We start from the raw sequence: 22,258 nt of genomic DNA, 5'->3' as shown, positions 1-22,258 counted from the left end.
CAAGATATGAATGACAAAGAAAAAGGGAGCGGGTTTCCCCGCCCCCTTTCTCGTTTCTTCGATCGTGCGAAGCGATCAGTACTTCACGCGGACCGAGACATAGCCCCGGCGACCGATGACGTCGTAGAGCGACGGATCGGTACCCGACTGCACGTTCGGCGCATAGAGTTCCGGCCCCTTGTTGAACAGGTTGTTCGCACCGACGCGGAAGGTGAAGTTCTCGACATTCGCTTCCAGAGCGGCGTCGACGTAGATCACGGAATCCACGCCGCTGAACTCTTCCCCTTCGAACTGCACCGATGCGCGGTTCTTCATCCCATCGATGTAGCGCAGACGCGTATCGAGGGCGAGATTGTCGGAGAAGTTCACCTTGGTTTGCAAGTTACCCTTCCAACGCGGGAAGCTGGTTCCAAGATTTGCGCCGAAGTAGGAAACCGTGTCGGCATAGTCGATGACTACTCCGGGCAGTTCCTCGACTTTGTAGTCGATGATGTAGTTCATCAGCAGGTTGAAATCGATGCTCGATTCCGGGCCAATGAATTCCGTCGGTAGCTTGTAGCCGAGCTGGAAGTCGATGCCCGAAGTCTTGATCGTGCCCTGGTTGATGTTCTGGAAGTAGCCCGAACCGTCGCCACCCAGCTCCTCGGGGACCGAGATGAAGCTGATGTCAGGCGAACGCGAAAGGATGCTGTCGCCTTCGTACGAACAATACTGGTTATCAAAGCTCAGGTCGGGGTTCTGGCCGAGATAACCATAGCAGCCTGCGATGATGATGTTCGGATCGGGAAGCAGGATCGCGTCCTTCACCTTGATGTTGTAGTAGTCGATCGATCCGGTGAAGCCCGCAACTTGGAAGACGCCGCCAAAAGTGAAGGTGTCTGAGGTTTCAGGATCGAGGTCCGGATTGCCGATGGTTCCCAGATAGACCTGGCTGCCCGGAGTCTGCTGGTAGTTGTCAACAGCACCCGGATCGATGCCCGTGGCGATGCAGAGGTCGCGAGCAGCCTCGCCACCGCTCTGGCGGAAGTTGGTGCTTGCCGAACAGGGATCGAAATACTGCGGAAACGCGCCGCCGCCCGAGAACAGCTCACCAAAGTTTGGTGCGCGGACCGAACGCTGGTAGCTGGCACGAAGGCGCAGGTCCTGGGTCGGCGCGACGCTGAGCGTTGCACCATAGGCCCACGAATCCTTCTTCTCTCCGTCGATACCGTTCTGGATGTCGTTGTAGTCGCTAGTCGAACGACGAGCGGACAGCGACAGTTCGGCGGAGTCGACAAAGCCACCATCGACCAGCGGAACCAGCAGTTCGCCGAAGAAGTCGGTGAAGGTGTTGGTGCCAAGGTCATCGGTACCGGTGTTGAAGCCGGCGATCGGGCCGTTCAGCGTGCCCGCGTCATACGAATACTTGAACTTGCGGTGTTCGGCGCCAAGCACCATCGACATCGGGCCGGCGGGTAGTTCGAACAGTTCGCCGGTGATGTAGCCCTGATAGACGTCTTGCGTGAATTCGGTCGTCGTGAACGCCGCTTCCTTCACATAGTCGAGGCAGTCGGCCGAGAGCGGCTGAACGCCGAAGGGATTGAAGCCACCGTCGCAGATCGACGCCCCGCCATCGGGCGCTTCGAGCAGTTCCTGCACACGCTGAACGTTGACGTTGCCCTGCAGATCGGCGGTGATCGTCGTCTTGCCCTTCGAGGCATAGGCCTCGTAGTTCCAGCCCGGTGCAAATTCGCCGCGCAGGCCGATCAGACCCTGCAGCACTTCGGTGTTGAAGTTCTGCTGACGCAGACCGGCATCGAGGAAGCGCTTCGAAATCTGGAAAGGTTCGTCCGCCCCGCTGCCAACAAATTGAGTGTTATCGCCGGTGCGGGCTGCGAGCAGCGTGGCAAGGTCATCGGGAATGAACGGGTTGGTCACCGGTACAACGAATGCCGTGGCGCGTGAGCCAACTTCAACCAGACTTGAAACCGCGTTGCGCTGCGAGGTTTGGCTTGCAGGGTTGTTGATCGAGGTGCTGACCGGGGTCGGCGCCAGCGCGGTCGCCGAGTTGTACTCGGTCCACGAACCTTGCGCGAAGAATTCAGCCGCAGGGCTGATTTCATAATGCGCGCGACCGAAGGCCGAATCGCGATCCAATGGCAACACCAGCAAGTTGATGATGTCGAAGTTATAGGTGTAGAAATCCGGGAAGAAGTTCGTGTTGGCGTTCGCGCCTGAACCCGTCGGATAGCGATAGTTTGTCACGCTTTCCGGATTGTTGAAAATGCCCGTGCCGAACAGCGTACCGTCGTTGTTGAAAGCGATGTTCGAAGCGCCTGAAGTCGGCGCACCCGATGTCACACCATAGGTGGCGAATAGCGCGTCGATTGCGTCCTGCGGGATTGCATTGTTGCCTTCAACCAGTCGGCCAGTCGGGAAGGTGCGCGTGGTCGACGTCGCCTGCTGCGAGAAATCGCGCTGCGACTTGATCAGACCTTCACGCTCCGCATGTTCGAATGCCACTGCGATGTTGCCGCGACCGTCGGCAAAATTGCCGCCAATTGTGCCGCTGAGCTGATATTCCTCGGCATCGCCGGTACCCAAACCAATGCTGTTTGAGTAGGTGCCGCGAAGGTCGAGACCTTCGAAGTCGTCCTTCATGCGGATGTTGACGACACCGGCGATGGCGTCGGCGCCGTAGATCGCGCCGGCGCCGCCGGTGACGATTTCGATTCGCTCGATCAGGCCCTGCGGAATGGTGTTAAGGTCGACGTCCTGATTGGACGAGGACACCATCGGGCGGCGACCGTCGATAAGGACGAGGTTGCGGTTCGAACCAAGGCCGCGAAGGTCGACGTTGGACTGACCATTGTTGCCGGGGTTGTTCGACGTGGTCGTGCCGGCCGGGTTAACCTGCGGCAGCGTGTTTAGGTAAGTGTCGAGCGTAACGTCGGCATTTTCGACCGTTGCATCGCCATCGACAACCGCGATCGGGCTGTTAGATTCGAGGTTCGGACGAACGATGCGCGAACCGGTGACGATGATGGCGTCGCCGGCCGGAGCCTCTGCCGTATCTTGCGCGAACGCGGGCGTCGCGATTGCGCCGCCCGCGCCGAGCAGCGCAAGAGTCGGCAATGCCGAGCCCGTCCGCAGCATGCGCTTGCGAAATGTGCTGGTGGTCATGATTTGGTCAGTCCCTTGTCTAATCCGCCCGATAAGGCGGAGTTGTTGCCCTAACGTACATGCGCCTCGGGTCATGGTCCGTTACTTCCACCAAGCCAGCTCAATGCAAAGCGATTTGGTTACCAGGGAGACGAAATTAGCGGGACTGTTGCGGGAACAGCACATAGCTGACTGCTCTCCTAGCTGGTTTTGGCTGAAACAAGGGGCGTATAGGTTTGTGTCAATAGCAACGATGAGGCTAATGAAAGAATGATGATAAACAGGAGTTTATATCGAGCAAAGCAGATTGCTCGCTGAGCAGCTTCGTTGTCTGACAAGCATCGCACAGAAAGTTGAGCCGACGTTCAAGTTCCGGTGCCACTTAAATCTAGAAGCATATGCAACTTTCTGTGCCATGAATGCCTCTTGCGCGCATCGAAAGTACAAGAGCTTTGCGATAAGCAAAATATTTCGTAATAGCCTCCTTATGTCCCAGACCAGCCCCAAATCGCCGCCACGATTGTCGGAGTTTCTGCCGTACCGCCTTTCGATCACGTCGAACGCGGTCAGCAACCGCATCGCGGTTGAATACCGCGCGCGATTCGGGGTGAACGTTCCGGAATGGCGAGTCATGGCTGTGCTCGGCGATGTCGGTGCCCTGACGCAGCGACAGTTGGTCAGTGCGACGTTCATGGACAAGGTTGCCGTGCACCGCGCCTGCAAGGTTCTGGTCGATCGCGGGCTTCTGGAGCGCAGCCCGAACGATAACGACGGGCGTTCGCATATGCTGGAGTTAACCGCCGCGGGGCGCGAGATGCATGGTCAGATCATGCCGCTGGCGCTGGGTATGGAAGACCGGCTTCTCGAATGCCTGACCCCCGCAGAGCAGCGCAATCTGCGCAAGATTCTGGACAAGTTGTTCGCGCAAGTTCGCGATTCGGATATCAGCTGAGGCAGGCATCGGCAGCCGCTCGCGGCTGGGCGATCCACAAGGGCCAATGAAAAAGGGGCGGAACCGGCATACCGGTCCCGCCCTTTTTCGTTCCGGATTCTCGCCTTCGCTCAACCTCTGTTGAGGAAGGTGTCCGAGATGGCACAGGCCGCCGGGCCAAGGATCACGATGAACAGAACCGGCAGGATGAACATGATGAGCGGCACGGTCATGATCGCGGGCAGGCGCGCGGCCTTTTCTTCGGCCCGCATCATGCGTTCGTTGCGGAACTCGGCCGACAGCACGCGCAGTGCCGATGCCAGCGGCGTACCATAGCGTTCGGTCTGGACCATCGTCGTGGTCACGCCCTTCACCGCCTCCAAATCAACGCGATAGGCCAGGTTGTCGAAGGCCTGTTTGCGTTCGGACAGGAACGACAGTTCGATAGAGGTAAGCGCGAATTCGTCCGACAGTTCGGGATAGGCGCGGCCCAGTTCCTTGGCGACGCGACCGAAAGCGGCGTCGACGGTCAGGCCGGCCTCGGCGCAGATGACCAGCAGGTCGAGCGCGTCGGGCAGTGCCTTGCGGATGGCCGTGGTGCGCTTGCCGATAAGGTTCTTCAGGTAGATGTCCGGCGCCTTGTAGCCGAAAATCAACACCGCCGCGAAGGACATGAACCGGCGCGTCGAGCCCCATGTGGGATAGGTATCGGTCCAATAGATCGCCGTTGCGGCCAGCAAGCCCAGCGTGATCATCAGCACCGGACGCGCGGCGACGACGACATAGGCCAGTTCCTTGCGGCGGATACCGGCGTGCATCAGCTTCTGTTCGATCGTCGCGATCTGCGAATCCTGCAACATGCGCAGCGAACCGAGCACATCGCGGATCTTGTTCGTCACGTCGGTCTTGCGGCGGATCGAACGACGCACGTTGACCGTGCCCATCAACCCGGCCTTCAGATCTTCGCGACGGTCGGTTAGCGACTTGACACGCTTTGCCATCGGATCGCGGACGGTGACCGCGGCATAGACCGCCATCATCGCGGCCAGCGCGGCAACGCCGGCCAGGATGGTCCCGACCATGATGATGTCGAAACCAAGGAGCGTGGGGCCTGCGGGATTATTCATGGGTTCGTGCCTTTCCCGCTCAGATCTCGAAGCTGACCATCTTGTACATGATGAATGCGCCGATGCTCATCCACACCATGCCGCCCAGACCGGCCACGATCAGGCGATCGTCGGTAAAGAACCCGCCCAGGTATTTGGGGTTCAGCATGTAGACCATGATGAAGACGACAAAGGGCAGGGCGCCGACGATATAGGCCGATGCCTTGGCTTCGGAGCTCATGGCGCGAATCTTCAGCTTCATTTGCGCACGGTCGCGCAACACCTTGGCAAGGTTTGACAGCGTTTCGGCAAGGTTACCGCCGGTCTCGCGCTGAATGGCAAGGCTGATGCAGAAGAACTTGAATTCGGCAAGGTCGAGCTTGTCCGCAGTTTCCTGCAGCGCGTCATCCAGCGATTTGCCGACCTTTACCCGGTCCACCACCATCTGGAATTCTTCGCCCACCGGGCCCGGAACTTCGCCTGCGACGACGCCCAGCGTCTCGGTAACCGGCAGGCCCGAACGCAGGCCACGGACCAGCAGTTCGATGCCGTCGGGGAACTTCACGTTGAAGGCGTTGGTCCGCTTGGCGATCAGCCGTTTCACGACAAGGTGCGGCAAACCGGCCCCGACCATCGCGCCAACCGCGAGGCCCAGCAACGGTGCGCCGAATTTCAGGATGACCAAGGCGGCGACGATGACGCCCAGCCCGACCGAACCGTAAAGATACTGCTGAACCGTCCAGTCCTTGCCCGTGCGGTCAAGCCGCAGCGAAAGCGCCGCAATGCGCGAATCGGCCCCGGCGGTGCGGTGGGGTCGCATCCGGCGGGCGGCGACCGCCTTTTTGAACTGCGCCTCGACCTTGGCCGCGCCGTTTTCCGAATGGCGGAAACGGATTTGCTGCAGGCGTTTGGTCTGCGCACGCGTTGCGGTCGAACCGTAAAGCGCGATGTAGGCGATGAACATGATCGCGAACAGGCCAAGGGCGATTACCCCGATTTGCGCTATATCCATCGTCTTCGTCCTCTACGTAGTCCCGGTTGGCACGGTGCCGTGTGGGGGCGTGCGCCCCGATCAGGCCTTCTGCTTTGCGCCCAGCACCGAGCCGAGATTGAACTTGTCCATCAGCGAGCCCTTGCTGCCGCCCTTCGCCTTTCCGGCGTCGGCATCGCCGCCCGAAGCGACGATCGTGCGGGCCAGATCGCGCAGGGCGATAGACGCCTTGCTGGCGCGGTTGGCATCGACCAGCACCTGGCCCAGCTTTGCCGCCTGCGTCGCCGCCTTGACGTCGGCAGGGATGACATAGTCGATCTTGCGCTCGATAGAGGCTTCGAAGTCGGCCCGGCTGATTTCGCCAGCACCCTGCGCCACCTTGTTGGCGACGACGATGGTGCGCATGTGCTCTGCATGGCTTGCGCTCCACGACAGGATGCGGATCGCATCGCGGGCAGAGGCCAGCGTCAGTTCGGTTGCCAGGACCAGCGTGTTCACGCCGTTCAGGATGTGCGCGAAGTTGATGAGCATGTTGCGCGGCAGGTCGACGACGGTCATGTCGAAGGCCTGGCGGAACTCGTCTTCCAGTTGTACAAAGGCCGAACCGTCGGTCATTAGCGGCGTGTGGATCGGGGCCTCTGCCGACAGGATCGACAGGTTGTCGTTCGCCCGTACCATGGCGCGTTCGATGAACAGTCCGTCGATGCGCGACGGGTTGTCGATTGCATCGGTCAGGCCGCGACCGGGTTCCAGATCCATCGTCAGCGCGCCGGTGCCGAAGTGCACGTCAAGGTCGAGCAGCGCGGTCGGCAGCTTGTGTTCGGTGCTGAACATCCAGCCGAGCGAGGTCGCGATGGTCGAGGCACCGACACCGCCACGGGTGCCGACGACCGCCGTCATCACGTGATCGCGGGCCGCGCCGTTGTCATGGCTGACGCGCGGTGCAGAGAAGCTCGCTTGTGCCTGGATCAGCGCATCGCGTAGCGCATCTTCGGTCAACGGCTTGAGCAGGTAATCCTGAATGCCGCTGGCGGTAAGATCGCGATAGAGGCGCACGTCGTTGACCTGACCCACGGCAACCACGACGGTGCCGGGCTCGCAGACTTCGGCAAGGGCGTTGATGTCGCTCAGCGGGTCGCCGCATTCGGACAGGTCGACCAGCAGGATCGACGGGCTGGCCGAAACCGAAAGGGTCTGGACAGCGTTGCGAAGGCCCCCCTTGTGACATTTTTCGTGCGGCAGGCCGAGTTCGGACGTGGTGTTGCGGACGACGTCCATCGTCGCTTCGTCGCACAGAAAGGCGGCGAATGCGTCGCGGTCGCTGTTGCCAGAGCCGGCGTTCCAGGGAGCGTTCATGTTACTTACCTCCTGCCTTACTTGCTGTCGGATGCGACCGCGGTAACGGTGTTGCCACCGCCGGTCGGTTCGGCCGAACGATAGGCGTCGATCGCCTTGGTGTTGGTCATCACGACGGTTTCGCCCGTGCCGCGCTGACCGCGCAGCAGGTCTTCCGGATCGGCGATCATCGCCGCCAGATTGCCGTTGACGGCACAGCCGTATCCGGGGCTGGTCGCGTTGTTTGGGTTGGAGTCCGAATTGGCGGACCAGTTCGGGCAGTTCGGCACGGTTGCCACCGCACGGGTGACGACCACGCGGGCCACACCTGCGCCGGGCATGCCTTCGGTCAGCGGAGCGCCTTCCTTCAACAGAAAGCCTTCCTGATCGGCGAGTGCGAACAAGTCGTCACGCGCCGCGGCGCTGATCCCGCTGGAATCCACCGATACCTTGTCGCCGTAACCAAGCTCCAGCGCGTCGAACCAGTCGGTCAACCGGCGCTGTTCGCTGCTGGGAACGCCCGTTGCGCTGGTCTGCACGTCGAACACATAGTTCGTGCGGCTGACCACCGGCTGGTTTTCCGAATAGAGCGAGCGGTTGGTGGGAACGCCGCCGATGCAGCCCGACAGGGCGAGGGCGGAAACAAGGGCCAGCGCCATCGGGCGGAACGCCGGCTTGCGGGCGGACTGTTGTGCGATTTTCGTCATCGTCATCACCTCTTCAAGCGCGGATCAGAAGGAAAAGCCCGGGGCGGAATTGCCCGCGTCGGCACTGCGAACCGGTGTCTGTGCCGGATAAGCGGCACCCGGTGTTGCGGCGCTGATCGACGGCGCGGTCACGTCTTCCGCCGCGCGCGGCATCGGGCGTGTCTTGCTGGCGTCGCCGTCCGTCCACTTGTTCAGCAGCAGGCGTTCGATTTCGCCCGGCGACTGCAACCCGTCGGTCGGCAGCTTGATGTCCTTCGCGTCGACCGGCTTCACCAGATACGGCGTCACCACGATCACCAGCTCGGTCTCGCCGCGGCGATAGGAGTTGGAACGGAACAGATTGCCGAGGATCGGAATATCGCCGATTGCAGGCGTCTTCTCGATCGAGGTGCTGTACTGGTTCTGCAGCAGGCCGGCGATCATGAAGCTCTGGCCTGAACCCAGCTCGATCGTCGTTTCCGCGCGGCGGACTGTCAGGGCGGGGATAGAGAACCCGCCCACGGTGACAGCGCCCTGCGTCGACAGTTCGGACACTTCCGGACGGACGCGGATCGAGATGCGACCGTTGGCCAGCACCGTCGGGGTGTAGGACAGCGAGACGCCGAACTTCTTGAACTCGATTGAGGTCGAGCCGAGACCCGAGCTGGTCGGGATTGGATATTCGCCGCCCGCCAGGAATTCGGCGGTCTCGCCCGACAGCGCGGTCAGGTTCGGCTGCGAAATCGTGGTGACCAGACCCTGATTTTCGGCCGCTTCGAGCAAGCTGATAACGTCGAGGCCGAGGAACTGCGGAAACTGCGTGATCAGGTTCGTGTTCGATTCGCCCAGTGCGTACTTGGCGCCTGTCACATTGTTGTTCTCGTCGAAGGCTTCTTCGATGAAGTCCGTGCCACGCTGCACGCCGAAGTTGAACCCGTCGGTGCTGTCGAACACTTGCAGGTTCGAATTCAGGGCGCGAACCAGCGTGCGGCTGACTTCGGCAAAGCGGACCTGCAGGTTGACCTGCAGCGGCGTCGTCAGGCGCAGGCGACTGATCACGTTGGTGCCTTCGCCGACAAACGCGGTGACAAGGCGTTCGGCCTCTGCCGCGTCTTCGGGGGCCGCGACCGTACCGGTCAGCAGGATGGTGTTGTTCATCGTCGCGGTCTGGATGCGCGCCTCGGGCATCGCCAACGTCAGCATCTGGTCGATGCTGTCGATATTGTTGCCGACCCGGACGATCGACGACCAGATGATGTTGCCCGCTGCATCGGCGGCATAAAGGGTGGTTTCACCCGGCGCCTTGCCCAGAACGAAGACCTGGTTGCTGGACTTCACCTGCACGTCGGCGATCGATTCGTCGGCGATGAAGATATCGGCCATCCGGCCGTTGATCGTGACCAGCTGCCCGGTCTTGACCGACAAGACGATTTCGTTGGTCGGCTTGGCCAAGGTCTGGGCGGCGGCCGTGCCGGAAATTCCGGCGGCACCGATCGGCGCCAGTGCGGTGGCGGCGAAGGCAATGCTGGCAAGCAGGCGTTTCATCTTGGTTCCCCCCTGGGAATGGATTGTCTTGCTCATGACCGTCTGGTCCTTCGTTTCTCTGGGCTGTGCGGGCTCAGTTCTTGACCGGGACCATCGCGGTGTTGGTACCGCGGGTAATGCGGACGACCGGGCCGGTGGGCTTTGCAGGGCCAGCCGGGGCTGCTGCGCCGCCGCCACCGATGCGCGGGGCAGGTGCGCTGTTGATGCGCGAGGCGAAGCGAGAGACGTCGCCACCGGTCTGGTAGGTCGACTTGCCTTCCTGCGGCTTGTTCATGGCAAGGCGCAGGATCTCTTCCTCTTCCTCGGGCGAGGCGCCGTCGGGGACGACCACTTCGCCGCGGGCGATGGCGCGATCCAGTTCGGCGCGCGTATCGGCCAGCGGACGCAGCGAGAGGCTGAGCGAGCCGAGCGTCTGGGCGACCGAAATCTTCTCGGCGATCCGCGGGGTCGCTTCGATCGTGACCATGCTGGTCTTGGCAACGACGGTCTTGCCGTCGACGACCTGGCTGTCGGTGCGGGTATCGGTGGCGATAACGCGCAGGTTGCGCAGCACGGTTTCGGTCGCGCTGAAGGACTGTTCGCCTTCCTTGACCTTCTGGGTCAGCATCAGATCGACGCGGTCACCCGGGAATACGAAACCGGCAACGGCGGTCTTGGCCGAAACGGGGATCGTCACGGCGCGCATGCCGGGGCCAAGCGCCGCGGCAAGGAAACCGCGATCGCCGGGCATGACCAGCGCGCCCTGCGTCACCGGCTGACCGGCGGTAACCGGAAAGCGGGCGACGGTGCCGAGCAGCTTGTTCATGTCGGCCTGACCTTCGACGAAATAGGCATCCTGCACCATTTCCTTGGGCCAGAGCTTGAACTGCAGGGCATCGGCGGTGATGATCGTGCCGACGGGCAGCTTGCGCGTCGCGACCAGGACGCGCGGGCCCTGCGGTTCGGTGGTGGCAGCCTCAACCTGAGGTGCGGCGTTGCCGGCGAACATGGAACGGGCCATCAGCGCGGTACCCACCGCGACGACAAGCGCCACAACCAGCAAAATCAGCTTCTTCTTGTCCATGGCTCTAGTCGCCCCTTCGTCATGTCCACATCAGTCGCGTTTTCGATTCTCTCTCGCGACTGCGTTACCGGGCCAGACTCGCCCGCAATGGTTAAAATCAGGTCAAGACAGCATCGAATTCGTTGTTAAGGTCTGCTGCAGGCCCGGCCCGTACTTGGCCGCGAGCAGCACGAGCATGCAGACCGCCACCGAAACGCCGTAGGGAATCTGCAGCTGGCCAACGTCGCGTCCGCGGCGTTTCGCCTTGCGGTGGCGTTGGATCATGGCGACCGTCAGAACGCCGTTGGCGATGCAGATCATCAGCATCAACGCCACGAAAACCATCGGCGGCAACCACAGCGCGATCGCGGTCAGCAACTTTACGTCGCCGCCGCCCATCTGGCGAAAACGGAACATCAGCGCGCCGAAAAAGAACATGCCGACGGCCAGCGCGATCTGGATGGCGACGCCCGGCCACAGCGACAGGCCCGATGCCCACCAGAAGGCGGGAGCGCTAAGCGCGACGCTGAGCGTAAGGCGATTCGTGATCTTGCGGCTGCGGATATCGGTGAACGCGGCGTAAAGGACCGCGATTGCCAAGCAACAGAGCAATCCGTAAGTGACCAGTGCGGTGTTCATTCAGGGCCCTTTTCACGATCGATGGGTTCGGCAAAATTTACCAACTTGGGGCCCGGTCTAAGCGCGATGGCTTACCAAACAGTAACCAACACAAACCGGCTTTCGTCTGACCGGTGAGCCAGTCGGCAGCGCAATTCCGCCGTGCGATCCCGCCGGTCGCGACCGAGGCGACATGGCACGCCGCCGACGGCCACGCGGTGCGCCGGATCGACTGGCCCGGTGCGGCTGCCGAAAGCGGTGTGCGCGGGGCGATCCTGTTTCTGGCGGGGCGGGGCGATCATTACGAAAAGTATCTGGAAACGCTGCACGGCTGGCATCTGAAAGGCTGGGCGGTGACGGCGCTGGACTGGCGTGGGCAGGCGGGGTCCGGGCGGTTGGGCACTGACGCCACCACCGGCCATGTCGATAATTTTGCGCACTGGATCGACGATCTGGACGCGTTCTGGCCGCAATGGCGCGCGGCGCACCGCGGGCCGCATGTCGCAATCGGGCATTCGATGGGCGGGCACCTGACGCTACGCGCGCTGGAGGAAAAGCGAATCGATCCGGTCGCGGCGGTGCTCGTCGCGCCAATGCTGGGTTTTTCGGGCATCCAGCTGCCCTATTGGCTGATGCGCGGTTTTGCCCGCTGGCGCGCCGGAATGGGCGATCCGCGTCGTCCGGCATGGAAGTGGAGCGAGCGGCCCGGCGAGTTTCCGGCGGGGCGCAAGGCGCTGCTGACCCACGATGCGGAGCGTTACGCCGACGAAGGTTGGTGGCGGCAGGCGCGGCCCGAACTGGTGATGGGGCCGGGAAGCTGGGGCTGGCTGGAGCAGGCGGTGGTCTCGATGCAGCGCGTCATGCAAACCGGGGCGCTGGCTGGCATGGAAGTGCCGACCCTGCTGCTGTCGACTAAGGCCGACCGGCTGGTTTCGCCCGCCGCGATTCGGCGCGCGGCGAAGTTGTTGCCAAAAGCCGAATTGCTGGAATTCGGGCGCGAGGCCGCGCACGAGATTCTGCGGGAAGCCGATCCGGTGCGCGAGCGTGCCTTGGCCGCCATCGATCGCTTCCTTGCCGAAAAAGCCCCCGCGTGGTGAGCGAGCGGTACGATATCGTCATCGTCGGTGCGGGCATGGCCGGAGCCAGCCTTGCCGCGATGGTCGCACCGCACGCATCGGTGCTGATGATCGAGACGGAGGAGCGGCCCGGCTATCACGCCACCGGGCGCAGCGCGGCGTTCTGGGAAGAGACTTATGGCGGACCCGGCGTCTATCCGCTGACCGCTGCTTCCGGCCCGTTCCTGCGCGACGGCGGTTTTCTGTCGCCGCGCGGGGCGCTGAATATCGGGCGCGAATCGGATCGGGCCAAGGTTGAGGCATTCGTAAAGCGGTTCGCCGCTTTGGGTGCGGATGTCGAGTTGCTGGGCCGTGACGAGATAGAAGCGCGTGTGCCGGGACTGGCCGAGGAATGGACCTGCGCCGCTTGGGAAGCGCCATGCTCGGACATCGACGTCGCGGCCTTGCACCAGCACTACCTGACGGCGGCGAAGAAGACGGGGGCCGCGTTGCGTACGCGCGCGGAGTTGAAGGCGGCGTATTGCGAGGCCGATGGCTGGCGGCTGGACTTGGCCGACGGGTCGCAGGTTGCGTGCGACACACTGGTCAACGCCGCCGGAGCCTGGGCGGATAGTGTCGCCGAAATCGCCGGTGCCGCGCCCATCGGGATCGAACCGCTGCGCCGCACGGTCGTGCAATTGCGCACCAGGCCCGAAGTGCCGAACGACGTGCCGCTGGTTCTCGACATCAACGAGACGTTCTATTTCAAGCCCGAGGCCGGGCGCATCTGGCTGACCCCGCATGACGAGACGCCGAGTGCGCCTTGCGATGCCGCGCCGGATGAACTGGACGTGGCCATCGCCATCGAGCGCATGGAGCAGGTGATCGGCTGGGAGGTGGAGGCGGTAGAGCGCAAGTGGGCGGGCCTGCGCAGTTTCGCGCCCGACCGGCTGCCCGTCTATGGCTTTGACGCGAAGGTGCCGGGTTTTTTCTGGTGCGCGGGGCAGGGCGGTTTTGGCATCCAGACCGCGCCTGCCGGGGCGGCGCTGGCGGCGCAGCTGTTGCTGGGCAAGCGGGTGTCGTCGATTGCCGACGGGATTGATCCTTCACCCTATGACCCGGCGCGATTTGCGATGAATTGAGCGGTTGCGCGCTGCGTTCAGCGCGTTAAGTTGCCGCCCCGGTCGAACGAAAGATTGGGGATTGGCATGGCGCATCGTTTCGAAATCCGGAAGAACAAGAAGGGCGAGTTCGTCGCCTATTTCTGCTACAACGCCGAAACGATGTTCTGGACAGAGGGCTATTCCTCGAGAGCCAGTGCCAAGAACGCGATCGATTCGATCATCAAGAACGGCCCCAAGGCCGAACTGATCGACACCACCAAGGAATAAACGCGCTAACCCGCCGCCAGCAGAGCCTGATCGCTGGCGATGGTATCGACGCGTTCGTTTTCCGGATGGCCGGCGTGGCCCTTTACCCAGTGCCACGCGATCTGGTGCGGCGCGGTTGCGTCCAATAGCGCGCGCCACAGGTCTTCGTTGAGGACCGGTTTCTTCGCCGCCGTCTTCCACCCGCGCCTCTGCCAGTTGTGAACCCAGCTGGTGATGCCGTCGATCACGTACTTGCTGTCAGTGAACAGGTCGACTTCACAGGGGCGTTTCAGCGCCTTCAACGCCTCTATCACCGCGGTCAGTTCCATGCGGTTGTTGGTGGTCTGCGCCTCGCGCCCCGAAAGTTCCTTTTCGGTTGAGCCCAGCCGTAGCAGCGCGCCCCAGCCGCCGGGGCCGGGATTACCCTTGCAGGCGCCGTCGGTGAAAATCTGGACGCGATTTTTGGTTTCCGGGGTCATGCGAAAACCGACGCACCGTTTTCGCGATAGAACGCCAACCGGTTCCAGAATGCACAGGGGTCTTTACGCGTGACCAGCGCATCGACGGGCGTGTTCAGCCAGTCGTATGCCCGCGTCAACAGGAAGCGCAGCGATGCGCCTTGCGCCAAGAGCGGCAGCGCGTTGCGCTCGATTTGGGTCAGCGGGCGAACCGCTTCGTACCCTTCGATCAGGGCCCTGCCGATGGCGGCATCGTGGCGCTTGCCGTCTGGCGAAAAGCTCCATGCCGCATGTGCGACGGCTAGGTCGTAGGCCATCGGTTCTGTGCAGGCGAAGTAAAAGTCGATCAGGCCCGATACCGCATCGCCCATCAGCAGGACGTTGTCGGGGAACAGGTCGGCATGAATCACCGATTGCGGCAATTCGCGGGGCCAGTCGGCGATGACCTCGTCGACCAGCCCGGGCACCGCCTCCAGCTTCGGGTCGATCTCTGCCCAGCGCCCTTGGCACGATTCGACGAACCCGCGCCACGCGGCATGGCCCATGCCGTTCTTGCGGCTCATGCCGAAATCCTGCGCCGCCCGGTGGATCTGCGCCATCGCACCGCCGACCGCATGGGCCTGTGCCGAGGTGGGGTTGTCCGCCGACACGCCGGGAAGGAACTCGATCAGGGCCAGCGACTTGACCTCGCCGCCCATCTCGATCTGGCGGAACGCCGCGCCGCTGCGGTCGTGGATCGTGCGCGGCACCGGGCAACCGGCGGCGGCCAGGTGGTCGAGCAGGCCCAGGAAAAACGGCAGGTCCTCTACTTCGGTCCGTTCTTCGTACACGGTGAGGATAAAGCGCGCGCCGCAACCGTCCGTGCCGGTCGTCTCGATCAGCCAGTTGCTGTTCGATACACCCTCGGCAATGCCCTTGGCGCTGGTCAGCGTGCCGACATCGAACTGCGCGATCAGCGCCGCCATGTCCTCGGCCCCGATCCGGGTATAGACCGCCATGCCGTTTAGTCCTGAAGCTGACGGGGCAGCTTGAAGGTGATGCGTTCCTGCGCGGTGCGGACGACTTCCTCGGTCAGCGGTCGGAATTGCGCAATCCGGTCGACCACTTCGCGAACCAGCACTTCGGGTGCGGAGGCTCCGGCTGTCAGGCCGACGGTGTCGATACCGTCGAGCCACGCGGGATCGACGTCTGTGCCGCGCTGTACCAGCTGCGCACAGGCCCCCATGCGCTGGGCGACTTCGACAAGCCGCAGGGAGTTCGACGAATTGGGCGCACCGATCACCAACACCAGCTGGCATTCGCCCGCGATGGCCTTTACCGCTGCCTGACGGTTGCTGGTGGCATAGCAGATGTCGTCGGCCTTGGGCGCGACGATGGCGGGATAACGATCTTCCAGCGCGGCGATGATCTGGGCGGTGTCGTCCACCGAAAGAGTGGTTTGCGAAAGGTAGGCCAAAGGCTCGTCCGGTCCGAATGACAGGGCGGCGACATCCTCTACCGTTTCGACCAGGGTCATTGCACCGTCAGGCACCTGTCCGAATGTGCCGACAACTTCGGGATGGCCCTTGTGCCCGATGAACACGATGTGGCGTCCTGCCTCGACCTGACGTTCCGCCTGGCGGTGAACCTTGCTGACCAGCGGGCAGGTCGCGTCCAGATAGTCCAGTCCGCGTTCCTCGGCATTGGCGGGCACCGATTTCGGCACGCCGTGAGCGGAAAATACCACCGGCACGCCATCGGGCACTTCGTCCAGTTCCTCGACAAAGATCGCGCCCTTGGCCTTCAGCGAATCGACGACGAAGCGGTTGTGCACGATCTCGTGCCGTACATAGACCGGCGCGCCATAGCGTTCGATCGCCCGCTCCACGATCTCGATCGCGCGGTCCACCCCGGCGCAGAAGCCGCGCGGGGCGGCGATCAGCAGGCGCAACGGGGCGGTGCGGGCATTTGTGGCAGAGGCGGATGAAGTCATGCCCGCCCTTTAAGCCCGCCCGACCCCCGGCGTAAAGCGCCGCGCACGCAATGCGCCATCGGTAAATGTTGCAGACAGGTTCGCGGGGCCACAGCGCGCCATAGGGCATATATCGTGCCTGCCGCATTGCCGATCCGCCAAGGGCGGGCTAGGGCAGGGCGCAAGAACAAGCATGCAAGGCACAGGTTTCCCGCTGATGACCATCCGTTTCCGCACCGCCGCCACCGTCGTGATGGCCGCCGCCGCGCTGGCCGGCTGTAAGTCGCAGGGCGATCTTGTCGTCAATCAGGGCGTTGGCATCACTGCGATCCGCTCGCTGTGCCCGGCGGTCGGCGTGCCCGACTATACCGGCAACGTCACCACCTTTACCCAGCCCGGCGCGAAGACTCAGTCGGCCCTGGACGTGACGGCGGTGATCACCAATGTCCGGCCAACCTGTGACGAATCGGGCAACCGCGTCTATTCGCAAGCCAGCTTTGACGTGCTGGCGACCCGCCGCGATAACACCGGCGCGCGCAGCGTGGACCTGCCATACTTCGTAACCGTGCTGCAGGGCGGCACCGCCGTGGTCAGCAAGCGCGTCGGCACCGTGCGCGTGAACTTCGCCGCGGGGCAGGACCGTGCGCAGGCAACCGCACAGGCCGGGACTTACGTCGATGCCACCGCCGCGACGCTTCCGGCTGAGATCCGCGAAAAGATCACGCGCCGCCGCAAGGCTGGCGATGCGGATGCCGCGCTCGATCCGCTGGCCGATCCAGAGGTGAAGGCGGCTGTGGCGCGCGCGACGTTCGAAATGCTGATCGGCTTTCAGCTGACGCAAGAACAGCTGGCATATAACGCCACGCGTTGATTTGATTGTGTCCTCGCGCTGCGAGGACCCCTCAAACGCCGGGCGGTTCCCATCCGGGGGCCTTGGCTTCGCCGCATTAGCGCCGGCGCGCGTTCGCGCTTGCAGGAGTCGCTTCGCGCCACGGTGGAGCGAGTCCGCCGAACTTCACTTTCCCTATCGGCCCGACTCCGCTAACCGCGCGGCCATGACCGATACTGCTACCATTCACGATACCATGACCCGGGCCGTCGATGCGGCGCTGGATGCGCTTGTTGCCGCCGGAACGCTGCCTGCCGAAATCAGCCGCGCCAATGTCGCGGTGGAGCCGCCGCGCGATCCTTCGCATGGCGATCTGGCGACGAATGCGGCGATGGTGCTGGCCAAGCCTGCGAAGACCAATCCGCGCGCGCTGGCAGAGGCGTTGGTGGCCGAATTGTCGAATCATCCTGCCGTGGCAGAGGCATCTATAGCCGGACCGGGGTTCATCAACCTGCGGCTGGCGGGCGATGCGTGGATCGGGGAACTGGGCGCGATTGCGGGCCTTGGCGATGCCTATGGCCGCAGCGCGATGGGCGCGGGGCAGACGGTGAACGTCGAATATGTCTCGGCCAACCCGACCGGCCCGATGCACATGGGCCACTGCCGGGGCGCGGTTGTCGGCGATGCGCTGGCGGGCCTTTTGGAGTTTGCCGGGTTCGCGGTTATCAAGGAATATTACGTCAACGATGCAGGCGCGCAGGTGCAGACGCTCGCCCGGTCGGTGCACCTTCGGTATCGCGAGGCGCTGGGCGAGACGGTCGAAATTCCCGAAGGGTTCTATCCCGGCGACTACCTGATCCCCATCGGCAAGGCTCTGGCTGCGGAATTCGGCGATACCTACAAGGACGCGCCCGAGAGCGAATGGCTCACGCTGTTCCGCACAAGGGCAGTTGCCGCGATGATGGACATGATCCGCGACGATCTTGCCACGCTGGGCATTCATCACGACCTGTTCTCGTCCGAGGCCGAACTCCAAGCCGCCGGCAAGCCGGAGGCGGCGGAGGCGCTCCTGCGCGAGAAAGGCCTTGTCTACGACGGGCTGCTCGAGGCGCCAAAGGGCAAGACGCCCGAGGATTGGGAGCCGGTCGAACTGCCGCTGTTCCGCTCGACCCAGTTCGGCGACGATCAGGATCGGCCGATCAAGAAGAGCGATGGCAGCTGGACCTATTTCGGCGCCGACCTCGCCTATCACTACCAGAAGGCGCAAGGTGCCGACGCGCTGATTGACATCTGGGGCGCGGACCATGCGGGCACGGTCAAGCGGATCAAGGCCGCCGTTGCCGCGCTGACCGAAGGCGACGCGGGCGGGGCAAAGCCGTTCGACGTGAAGCTGGTGCAGATGGTCCAGCTGCTGCGCGATGGCGAACCGGCCAAGATGAGCAAGCGGTCGGGCAACTTCGTCACCATCGCCGACATGGTCGAGGAAGTGGGCAAGGATGTCGTGCGTTTCACGATGCTGACCCGCAAGCCAGAGGCGCAGATGGACTTCGATTTCGCCAAGGTGGTGGAGGCGTCGAAGGACAACCCGGTGTTTTATGTGCAGTACGCCCATGCGCGCATCTGCTCGACACTGGCGAAGGGCGCGGAAGCGGGCTTTGCGCCGTCCACCGATCACTTGGGCCTGTTGGGCGAGGAAGAGATGGACCTGATCAAGGTTGCCGCGCAGTTCCCGCGTCAGGTCGAAGCCGCCGCGCGCGCGCGCGAACCGCACCGGATCGCGTTCTTCCTGAACGATCTGGCCGCAGCCTTCCACAGTTACTGGAACATCGGCAACGACCGGATAGACAAGCGTTTCGTGGTGGCCGACAATGCCGACATGTCCGGTGCGCGGCTGCATCTTGCCGCGCAAGTCGGGCAGGTGATCCGCAACGGCCTTGGCATTCTGGGTGTCGAGGCGGCGGAGCAGCTTTAAGGCAAAGGGCGTGCAAGGCATGGACAGGGCAGGCAACGACGGGGAGGCGCGGCTCGCGCTGGACGACCCGGACATGCGCCTGCCGTGGCTCGAATCGGCGGACGAGGATGTCGACGAGGGGCTGGACTGGGGTCGGATCGGCAAATTCGCCGGGTTCGTGGTGGTGTTGGCTGCCGTCATCGCGCTTAGTTTCGTAGGGCTGAGCGACTGGATCAGCCGTCCGCCCGAAGGCGACGGGTCGCTGATCGAGGCGCCGGAAGAGCCCTACAAGGTGCGGCCCGAAAACCCCGGCGGCGCGCAAGTCGCGGGCACGGGCGATACCGCCTACAAGGTGGGCGAGGGGGTCGATGATCGATCGGTTCTGGCCGATCCCTCGCCGGTGCCAACTCCCACCGACCGCGCTTCGCCGACACCGGCGGCATCGCCCGAACCGCCGCTGACCGGCGTTGCGGTGCAAGTCGGCGCTTATTCCAGCGAGGCCGACGCGCGGAAGGGCTGGGACCTGATCCGCAGCCGGTATGAGCCGCTGGGCAGCTATGACCGCCGCATTGTGCAGGGCCGCGCCGATATAGGGGTGGTCTATCGCTTGCAGGCGGTCGCCGCGAACACTGCTGCTGCGTTCGCGCTTTGCGACGATATGCGGCGCAACGGCATAGAGTGCCAAGTGAAGCGCTGACGTGAATCGGGGCATGGCGGCCTTGCGACTCTTGCCTTCGCGGGGCAGTTGGCGGCACGTTTCGAATCGATGATACCTGCAATCTTCGGCACCTCGGGCCTTGCGCTCACCGACGCGGAACGCGCGTTTTTTCGCTCTTGCGATCCGGCGGGGTACATCCTGTTCGGGCGCAATTGCGAAAGCCCGGCGCAGATGCGGGCATTGACCGATGATTGGCGAGAGCTTCACGGGCGCGACGACCTGCTGATCCTGATCGATCAGGAAGGCGGGCGGGTAACGCGGATGAAGCCGCCCGTTTGGCCCAAGTATCCGCCGCAGGGCGTGTTCGACCGGCTCTACGATGTTGCGCCGATTTCGGCGATAGAGGCCGCGCGCTGCAATGCCCGCGCCATCGGGCTGGACCTGGCCGAGGCGGGGGTGAGCAGCGATGCGCTCCCGTTGCTCGACGTGCGGCAGGAAGGCGCGCACGATGTCATCGGTGATCGCGCCTATGGCCACGATCCGATGCGCGTCGCGGCGCTGGGCCGGGCGTGTCTGGATGGACTGGCCGAGGCGGGTGTCGTCGGCATCGTCAAGCACATGCCCGGCCATGGCCGCGCGCTGTGCGACAGCCACAAGGACCTGCCCACCGTCACCGCCAGCGAGTCAGACCTCGCCGCCGACCTTGCTCCATTCGAATCGCTGAAAGACGCGCCCATGGCGATGAGCGCGCATATCGTCTTCACTGCTTGGGATGCCGACCGCCCCGCGACGCAATCGCCCAAGGTCATCGACCGGATCATCCGCGAACGTATCGGTTTCGATGGCCTGTTGATGAGTGACGATATCGACATGGAGGCACTGTCGGGCACGATCCCCGAACGCAGCGCCGCCGCCGTCGCCGCCGGGTGCGATGTCGTGTTGAATTGCTGGGCGAAGATGGACGATATGGAAGGCATCGCCGAACTGCTGCCCCAAATGCGCCGCGAATCGCGGGCGCGGCTGGATCGCGCTATGGCGGGAGCGCATGTTGCCTGCCCGTTTGAGGGCGCGGAGCGGCGCAGCGAGGCGATTGCCAAGCGCGACGAACTGCTCGCCGCCGCCGGGGTCTCTGCGTGAACGAGGAGCTGGACTGGGACGCGCCCGACGCCATTGCGCCAATGGTCGAACAGAGCGACGATCCGGCCCGGCTCTATCTCGACATCGACGGGTACGAAGGCCCGCTCGACATCCTGCTCGACCTGGCGCGGCGGCAGAAGGTCGATCTTCGCCAGATTTCTATCCTTGAACTGGTCGACCAGTACCTCGCCTTTATCGAACAGGCGGGTGAGTTGAAGCTGGAACTGGCCGCCGATTACCTCGTGATGGCGGCTTGGCTGGCCTATCTCAAATCGGCGCTGCTGCTGCCCAAGGACGAGCAGGAAGATCCCAGCCCAGAGGAGCTGGCGCTGCGCCTGCAATTGCGGCTGCAACGGCTGGCCGCGATGCGCGATGCGGCGGCGCGGTTGATGGCCAGCGATCGGCTAGGCCGCGATACGTTTACGCGCGGTGCGCCGGAGGGGCTGCGCGTGCTGAAAAAGCGGGCGTGGGAGTGTGAGTGGTTCGATCTTGTCCAGGCCTATGGGCAGGTGAAGGCGCGCACCGCGCCGGTCGTGCATATGGTGCGCGAACGGATGGTGATGACGCTGGAGTCCGCCCTGTCGCGCGTATCTTCGATGCTGGGCGTCGCGCTGGACTGGATGGAACTGCGCCAGTTCCTGCCGCCCCATGCCGATCCTCAGCTTAAGAAATCGGCGTTGGCATCCAGCTTCGTCGCCGCGCTGGAACTGGCGAAGCAGGGGCGGGCCGAACTGGATCAGGACGAGGTCTTCGGGCCGCTGCGATTACGGTCGATGAAGCGGGGCGATTCGTGAGCGCGCCCGACGACCTTGTGCGTGCGGTGGAGGCGGTTCTCTTCGCAGCGGAAAAGCCGCTGAGCAGGGAGGACATCAGCGAACACCTGGACGGCGCCGACGTGCGCGATGCGTTGGCCGAACTGGAAGAAACGTATCGTGAGCGCGGCGTGAACCTCGTGAAGCGGGGCAAGCTCTGGCATTTCCAGACCGCGCCCGACATGGCCCGACTGCTGCGCAAAGAGCGGGAGGACGTGAAACGCCTGTCGCGCGCGGCGACCGAGTGCCTGGCCATCATTGCCTATCACGAACCGGTCAGCCGCGCCGAAATCGAATCGATCCGCGGCGTCCAGACCGCGAAGGGCACGCTGGACGTGCTGATGGAGGCGGGCTGGGTCCGCGCAGCCGGTCGCCGCGAAGTGCCGGGCCGCCCGGTGATCTATGCGACGACGGCGGAATTCCTGACCCACTTCGGTCTTGCCAGCCGCCGGGACCTGCCCGGTTTGGCGGAACTGCGCGCCGCAGGCCTGCTGGAACCGGTTGAGGATGCGATGGAGCGCGAATTGGACCTCCGCGCAGCGACGTCCGACCAAGGCGACGAAAATACCGGCAACGACCGTCACGATGACGACACACGTCCACTGGATATGGACGGCGAAAGCGCCTAAAGAGGGCGTATCC

21 protein-coding genes are annotated in these 22,258 nt (G+C 63.5%); 10 read left to right on the top strand and 11 right to left on the bottom strand.

Annotation, left to right across the window (positions count from 1 at the left end):
* Positions 1 to 75: 75 nt before the first annotated feature.
* On the bottom strand, positions 76 to 3,162 hold the full coding sequence (locus AB433_RS13815; protein ID WP_169749363.1) for a TonB-dependent receptor domain-containing protein: 3,087 nt from the start codon (positions 3,160 to 3,162) through the stop codon (positions 76 to 78).
* Positions 3,163 to 3,628: 466 nt separating this feature from the next.
* Here AB433_RS13815 and AB433_RS13810 point away from each other — a divergent pair, with 466 nt between their 5' ends.
* On the top strand, positions 3,629 to 4,093 hold the full coding sequence (locus AB433_RS13810) for a MarR family winged helix-turn-helix transcriptional regulator (protein WP_047821778.1): 465 nt from the start codon (positions 3,629 to 3,631) through the stop codon (positions 4,091 to 4,093).
* 110 nt (positions 4,094 to 4,203) lie between these two features.
* Here the strand turns inward: AB433_RS13810 and AB433_RS13805 are convergent, their stop codons facing one another.
* From AB433_RS13805 to AB433_RS13775, 7 genes are all read right to left on the bottom strand, one after another.
* Positions 4,204 to 5,199, bottom strand: coding sequence for a type II secretion system F family protein (locus AB433_RS13805; RefSeq protein ID WP_047821776.1), 996 nt, complete (start codon positions 5,197 to 5,199; stop codon positions 4,204 to 4,206).
* 19 nt (positions 5,200 to 5,218) lie between these two features.
* Positions 5,219 to 6,190 carry a type II secretion system F family protein gene (locus tag AB433_RS13800; RefSeq protein ID WP_047821774.1) on the bottom strand — a complete coding sequence of 324 codons (972 nt, stop codon included), beginning with the start codon at positions 6,188 to 6,190 and terminating at the stop codon, positions 5,219 to 5,221.
* Positions 6,191 to 6,250: 60 nt separating this feature from the next.
* On the bottom strand, positions 6,251 to 7,525 hold the full coding sequence (locus AB433_RS13795; protein ID WP_047821772.1) for a CpaE/TadZ family protein: 1,275 nt from the start codon (positions 7,523 to 7,525) through the stop codon (positions 6,251 to 6,253).
* A gap of 17 nt (positions 7,526 to 7,542) precedes the next feature.
* Positions 7,543 to 8,211, bottom strand: coding sequence for a CpaD family pilus assembly lipoprotein (locus tag AB433_RS13790; RefSeq protein ID WP_311735594.1), 669 nt, complete (start codon positions 8,209 to 8,211; stop codon positions 7,543 to 7,545).
* A 24-nt stretch (positions 8,212 to 8,235) separates the two neighbouring features.
* Positions 8,236 to 9,735, bottom strand: coding sequence for a type II and III secretion system protein family protein (locus tag AB433_RS13785; protein WP_245626667.1), 1,500 nt, complete (start codon positions 9,733 to 9,735; stop codon positions 8,236 to 8,238).
* A gap of 73 nt (positions 9,736 to 9,808) precedes the next feature.
* On the bottom strand, positions 9,809 to 10,798 hold the full coding sequence (cpaB, locus tag AB433_RS13780; protein ID WP_047821769.1) for a Flp pilus assembly protein CpaB: 990 nt from the start codon (positions 10,796 to 10,798) through the stop codon (positions 9,809 to 9,811).
* A 102-nt stretch (positions 10,799 to 10,900) separates the two neighbouring features.
* Positions 10,901 to 11,416, bottom strand: a complete 516-nt coding sequence (locus AB433_RS13775; RefSeq protein ID WP_047821767.1) for an A24 family peptidase — start codon at positions 11,414 to 11,416, stop codon at positions 10,901 to 10,903.
* A gap of 113 nt (positions 11,417 to 11,529) precedes the next feature.
* Between AB433_RS13775 and AB433_RS13770 the strand changes: the two genes are divergently transcribed.
* The 3 genes from AB433_RS13770 to AB433_RS13760 all read left to right on the top strand — a co-directional run bounded on the left by AB433_RS13770 (position 11,530) and on the right by AB433_RS13760 (position 13,841).
* The gene (locus AB433_RS13770) at positions 11,530 to 12,492 is read left to right on the top strand and encodes an alpha/beta fold hydrolase (protein ID WP_047821765.1); all 963 of its coding nucleotides are present in this window, start codon (positions 11,530 to 11,532) and stop codon (positions 12,490 to 12,492) included.
* On the top strand, positions 12,489 to 13,592 hold the full coding sequence (locus AB433_RS13765; RefSeq protein WP_047824141.1) for an NAD(P)/FAD-dependent oxidoreductase: 1,104 nt from the start codon (positions 12,489 to 12,491) through the stop codon (positions 13,590 to 13,592). The genes AB433_RS13770 and AB433_RS13765 overlap by 4 nt, the downstream gene beginning before the upstream one ends.
* Positions 13,593 to 13,658: 66 nt before the next feature.
* A complete protein-coding gene (locus AB433_RS13760) occupies positions 13,659 to 13,841 on the top strand; it encodes a YegP family protein (protein WP_047821762.1) in 183 nt (60 codons plus the stop codon).
* A 5-nt stretch (positions 13,842 to 13,846) separates the two neighbouring features.
* On the opposite strand, the gene rnhA is transcribed toward AB433_RS13760, so the two are convergent.
* The 3 genes from rnhA to ispH are packed head-to-tail and all read right to left on the bottom strand — an operon-like array spanning position 13,847 to position 16,250.
* Positions 13,847 to 14,299 (bottom strand): ribonuclease HI, encoded by a 453-nt coding sequence (gene rnhA / locus AB433_RS13755; protein ID WP_047821761.1) that lies wholly within the window; start codon positions 14,297 to 14,299, stop codon positions 13,847 to 13,849.
* On the bottom strand, positions 14,296 to 15,276 hold the full coding sequence (gene thrB / locus AB433_RS13750; RefSeq protein WP_047821759.1) for a homoserine kinase: 981 nt from the start codon (positions 15,274 to 15,276) through the stop codon (positions 14,296 to 14,298). Before thrB ends, rnhA begins: the two co-directional genes overlap by 4 nt.
* A 5-nt stretch (positions 15,277 to 15,281) precedes the next feature.
* On the bottom strand, positions 15,282 to 16,250 hold the full coding sequence (gene ispH / locus AB433_RS13745) for a 4-hydroxy-3-methylbut-2-enyl diphosphate reductase (RefSeq protein WP_047821757.1): 969 nt from the start codon (positions 16,248 to 16,250) through the stop codon (positions 15,282 to 15,284).
* Between the two features lie 196 nt (positions 16,251 to 16,446).
* Here ispH and AB433_RS13740 point away from each other — a divergent pair, with 196 nt between their 5' ends.
* The 6 genes from AB433_RS13740 (at position 16,447) to scpB (ending at position 22,245) form a co-directional block, all read left to right on the top strand.
* Complete coding sequence (locus AB433_RS13740; protein WP_047821756.1) at positions 16,447 to 17,100, top strand: hypothetical protein; 654 nt, start codon at positions 16,447 to 16,449, stop codon at positions 17,098 to 17,100.
* 184 nt (positions 17,101 to 17,284) lie between these two features.
* Complete coding sequence (gene argS / locus AB433_RS13735; RefSeq protein WP_047821754.1) at positions 17,285 to 19,030, top strand: arginine--tRNA ligase; 1,746 nt, start codon at positions 17,285 to 17,287, stop codon at positions 19,028 to 19,030.
* A 19-nt stretch (positions 19,031 to 19,049) separates the two neighbouring features.
* The gene (locus AB433_RS13730; RefSeq protein ID WP_053059177.1) at positions 19,050 to 19,706 is read left to right on the top strand and encodes an SPOR domain-containing protein; all 657 of its coding nucleotides are present in this window, start codon (positions 19,050 to 19,052) and stop codon (positions 19,704 to 19,706) included.
* A 69-nt stretch (positions 19,707 to 19,775) separates the two neighbouring features.
* Positions 19,776 to 20,804: a beta-N-acetylhexosaminidase gene (nagZ, locus tag AB433_RS13725; RefSeq protein ID WP_047824134.1), complete on the top strand. Its 1,029-nt coding sequence runs from the start codon at positions 19,776 to 19,778 to the stop codon at positions 20,802 to 20,804.
* Between the two features lie 41 nt (positions 20,805 to 20,845).
* Positions 20,846 to 21,598: a segregation and condensation protein A gene (locus AB433_RS13720; protein WP_047824132.1), complete on the top strand. Its 753-nt coding sequence runs from the start codon at positions 20,846 to 20,848 to the stop codon at positions 21,596 to 21,598.
* Positions 21,595 to 22,245, top strand: a complete 651-nt coding sequence (gene scpB, locus AB433_RS13715) for an SMC-Scp complex subunit ScpB (protein ID WP_047821752.1) — start codon at positions 21,595 to 21,597, stop codon at positions 22,243 to 22,245. Before AB433_RS13720 ends, scpB begins: the two co-directional genes overlap by 4 nt.
* The last annotated feature ends 13 nt before the right edge of the window (positions 22,246 to 22,258 follow it).

The sequence above is a fragment of the Croceicoccus naphthovorans genome (genome assembly GCF_001028705.1).
In the GTDB taxonomy this organism is placed as follows: Bacteria; Pseudomonadota; Alphaproteobacteria; order Sphingomonadales; family Sphingomonadaceae; genus Croceicoccus; species Croceicoccus naphthovorans.
This window is presented reverse-complemented; position numbering and strand designations above follow the sequence as displayed.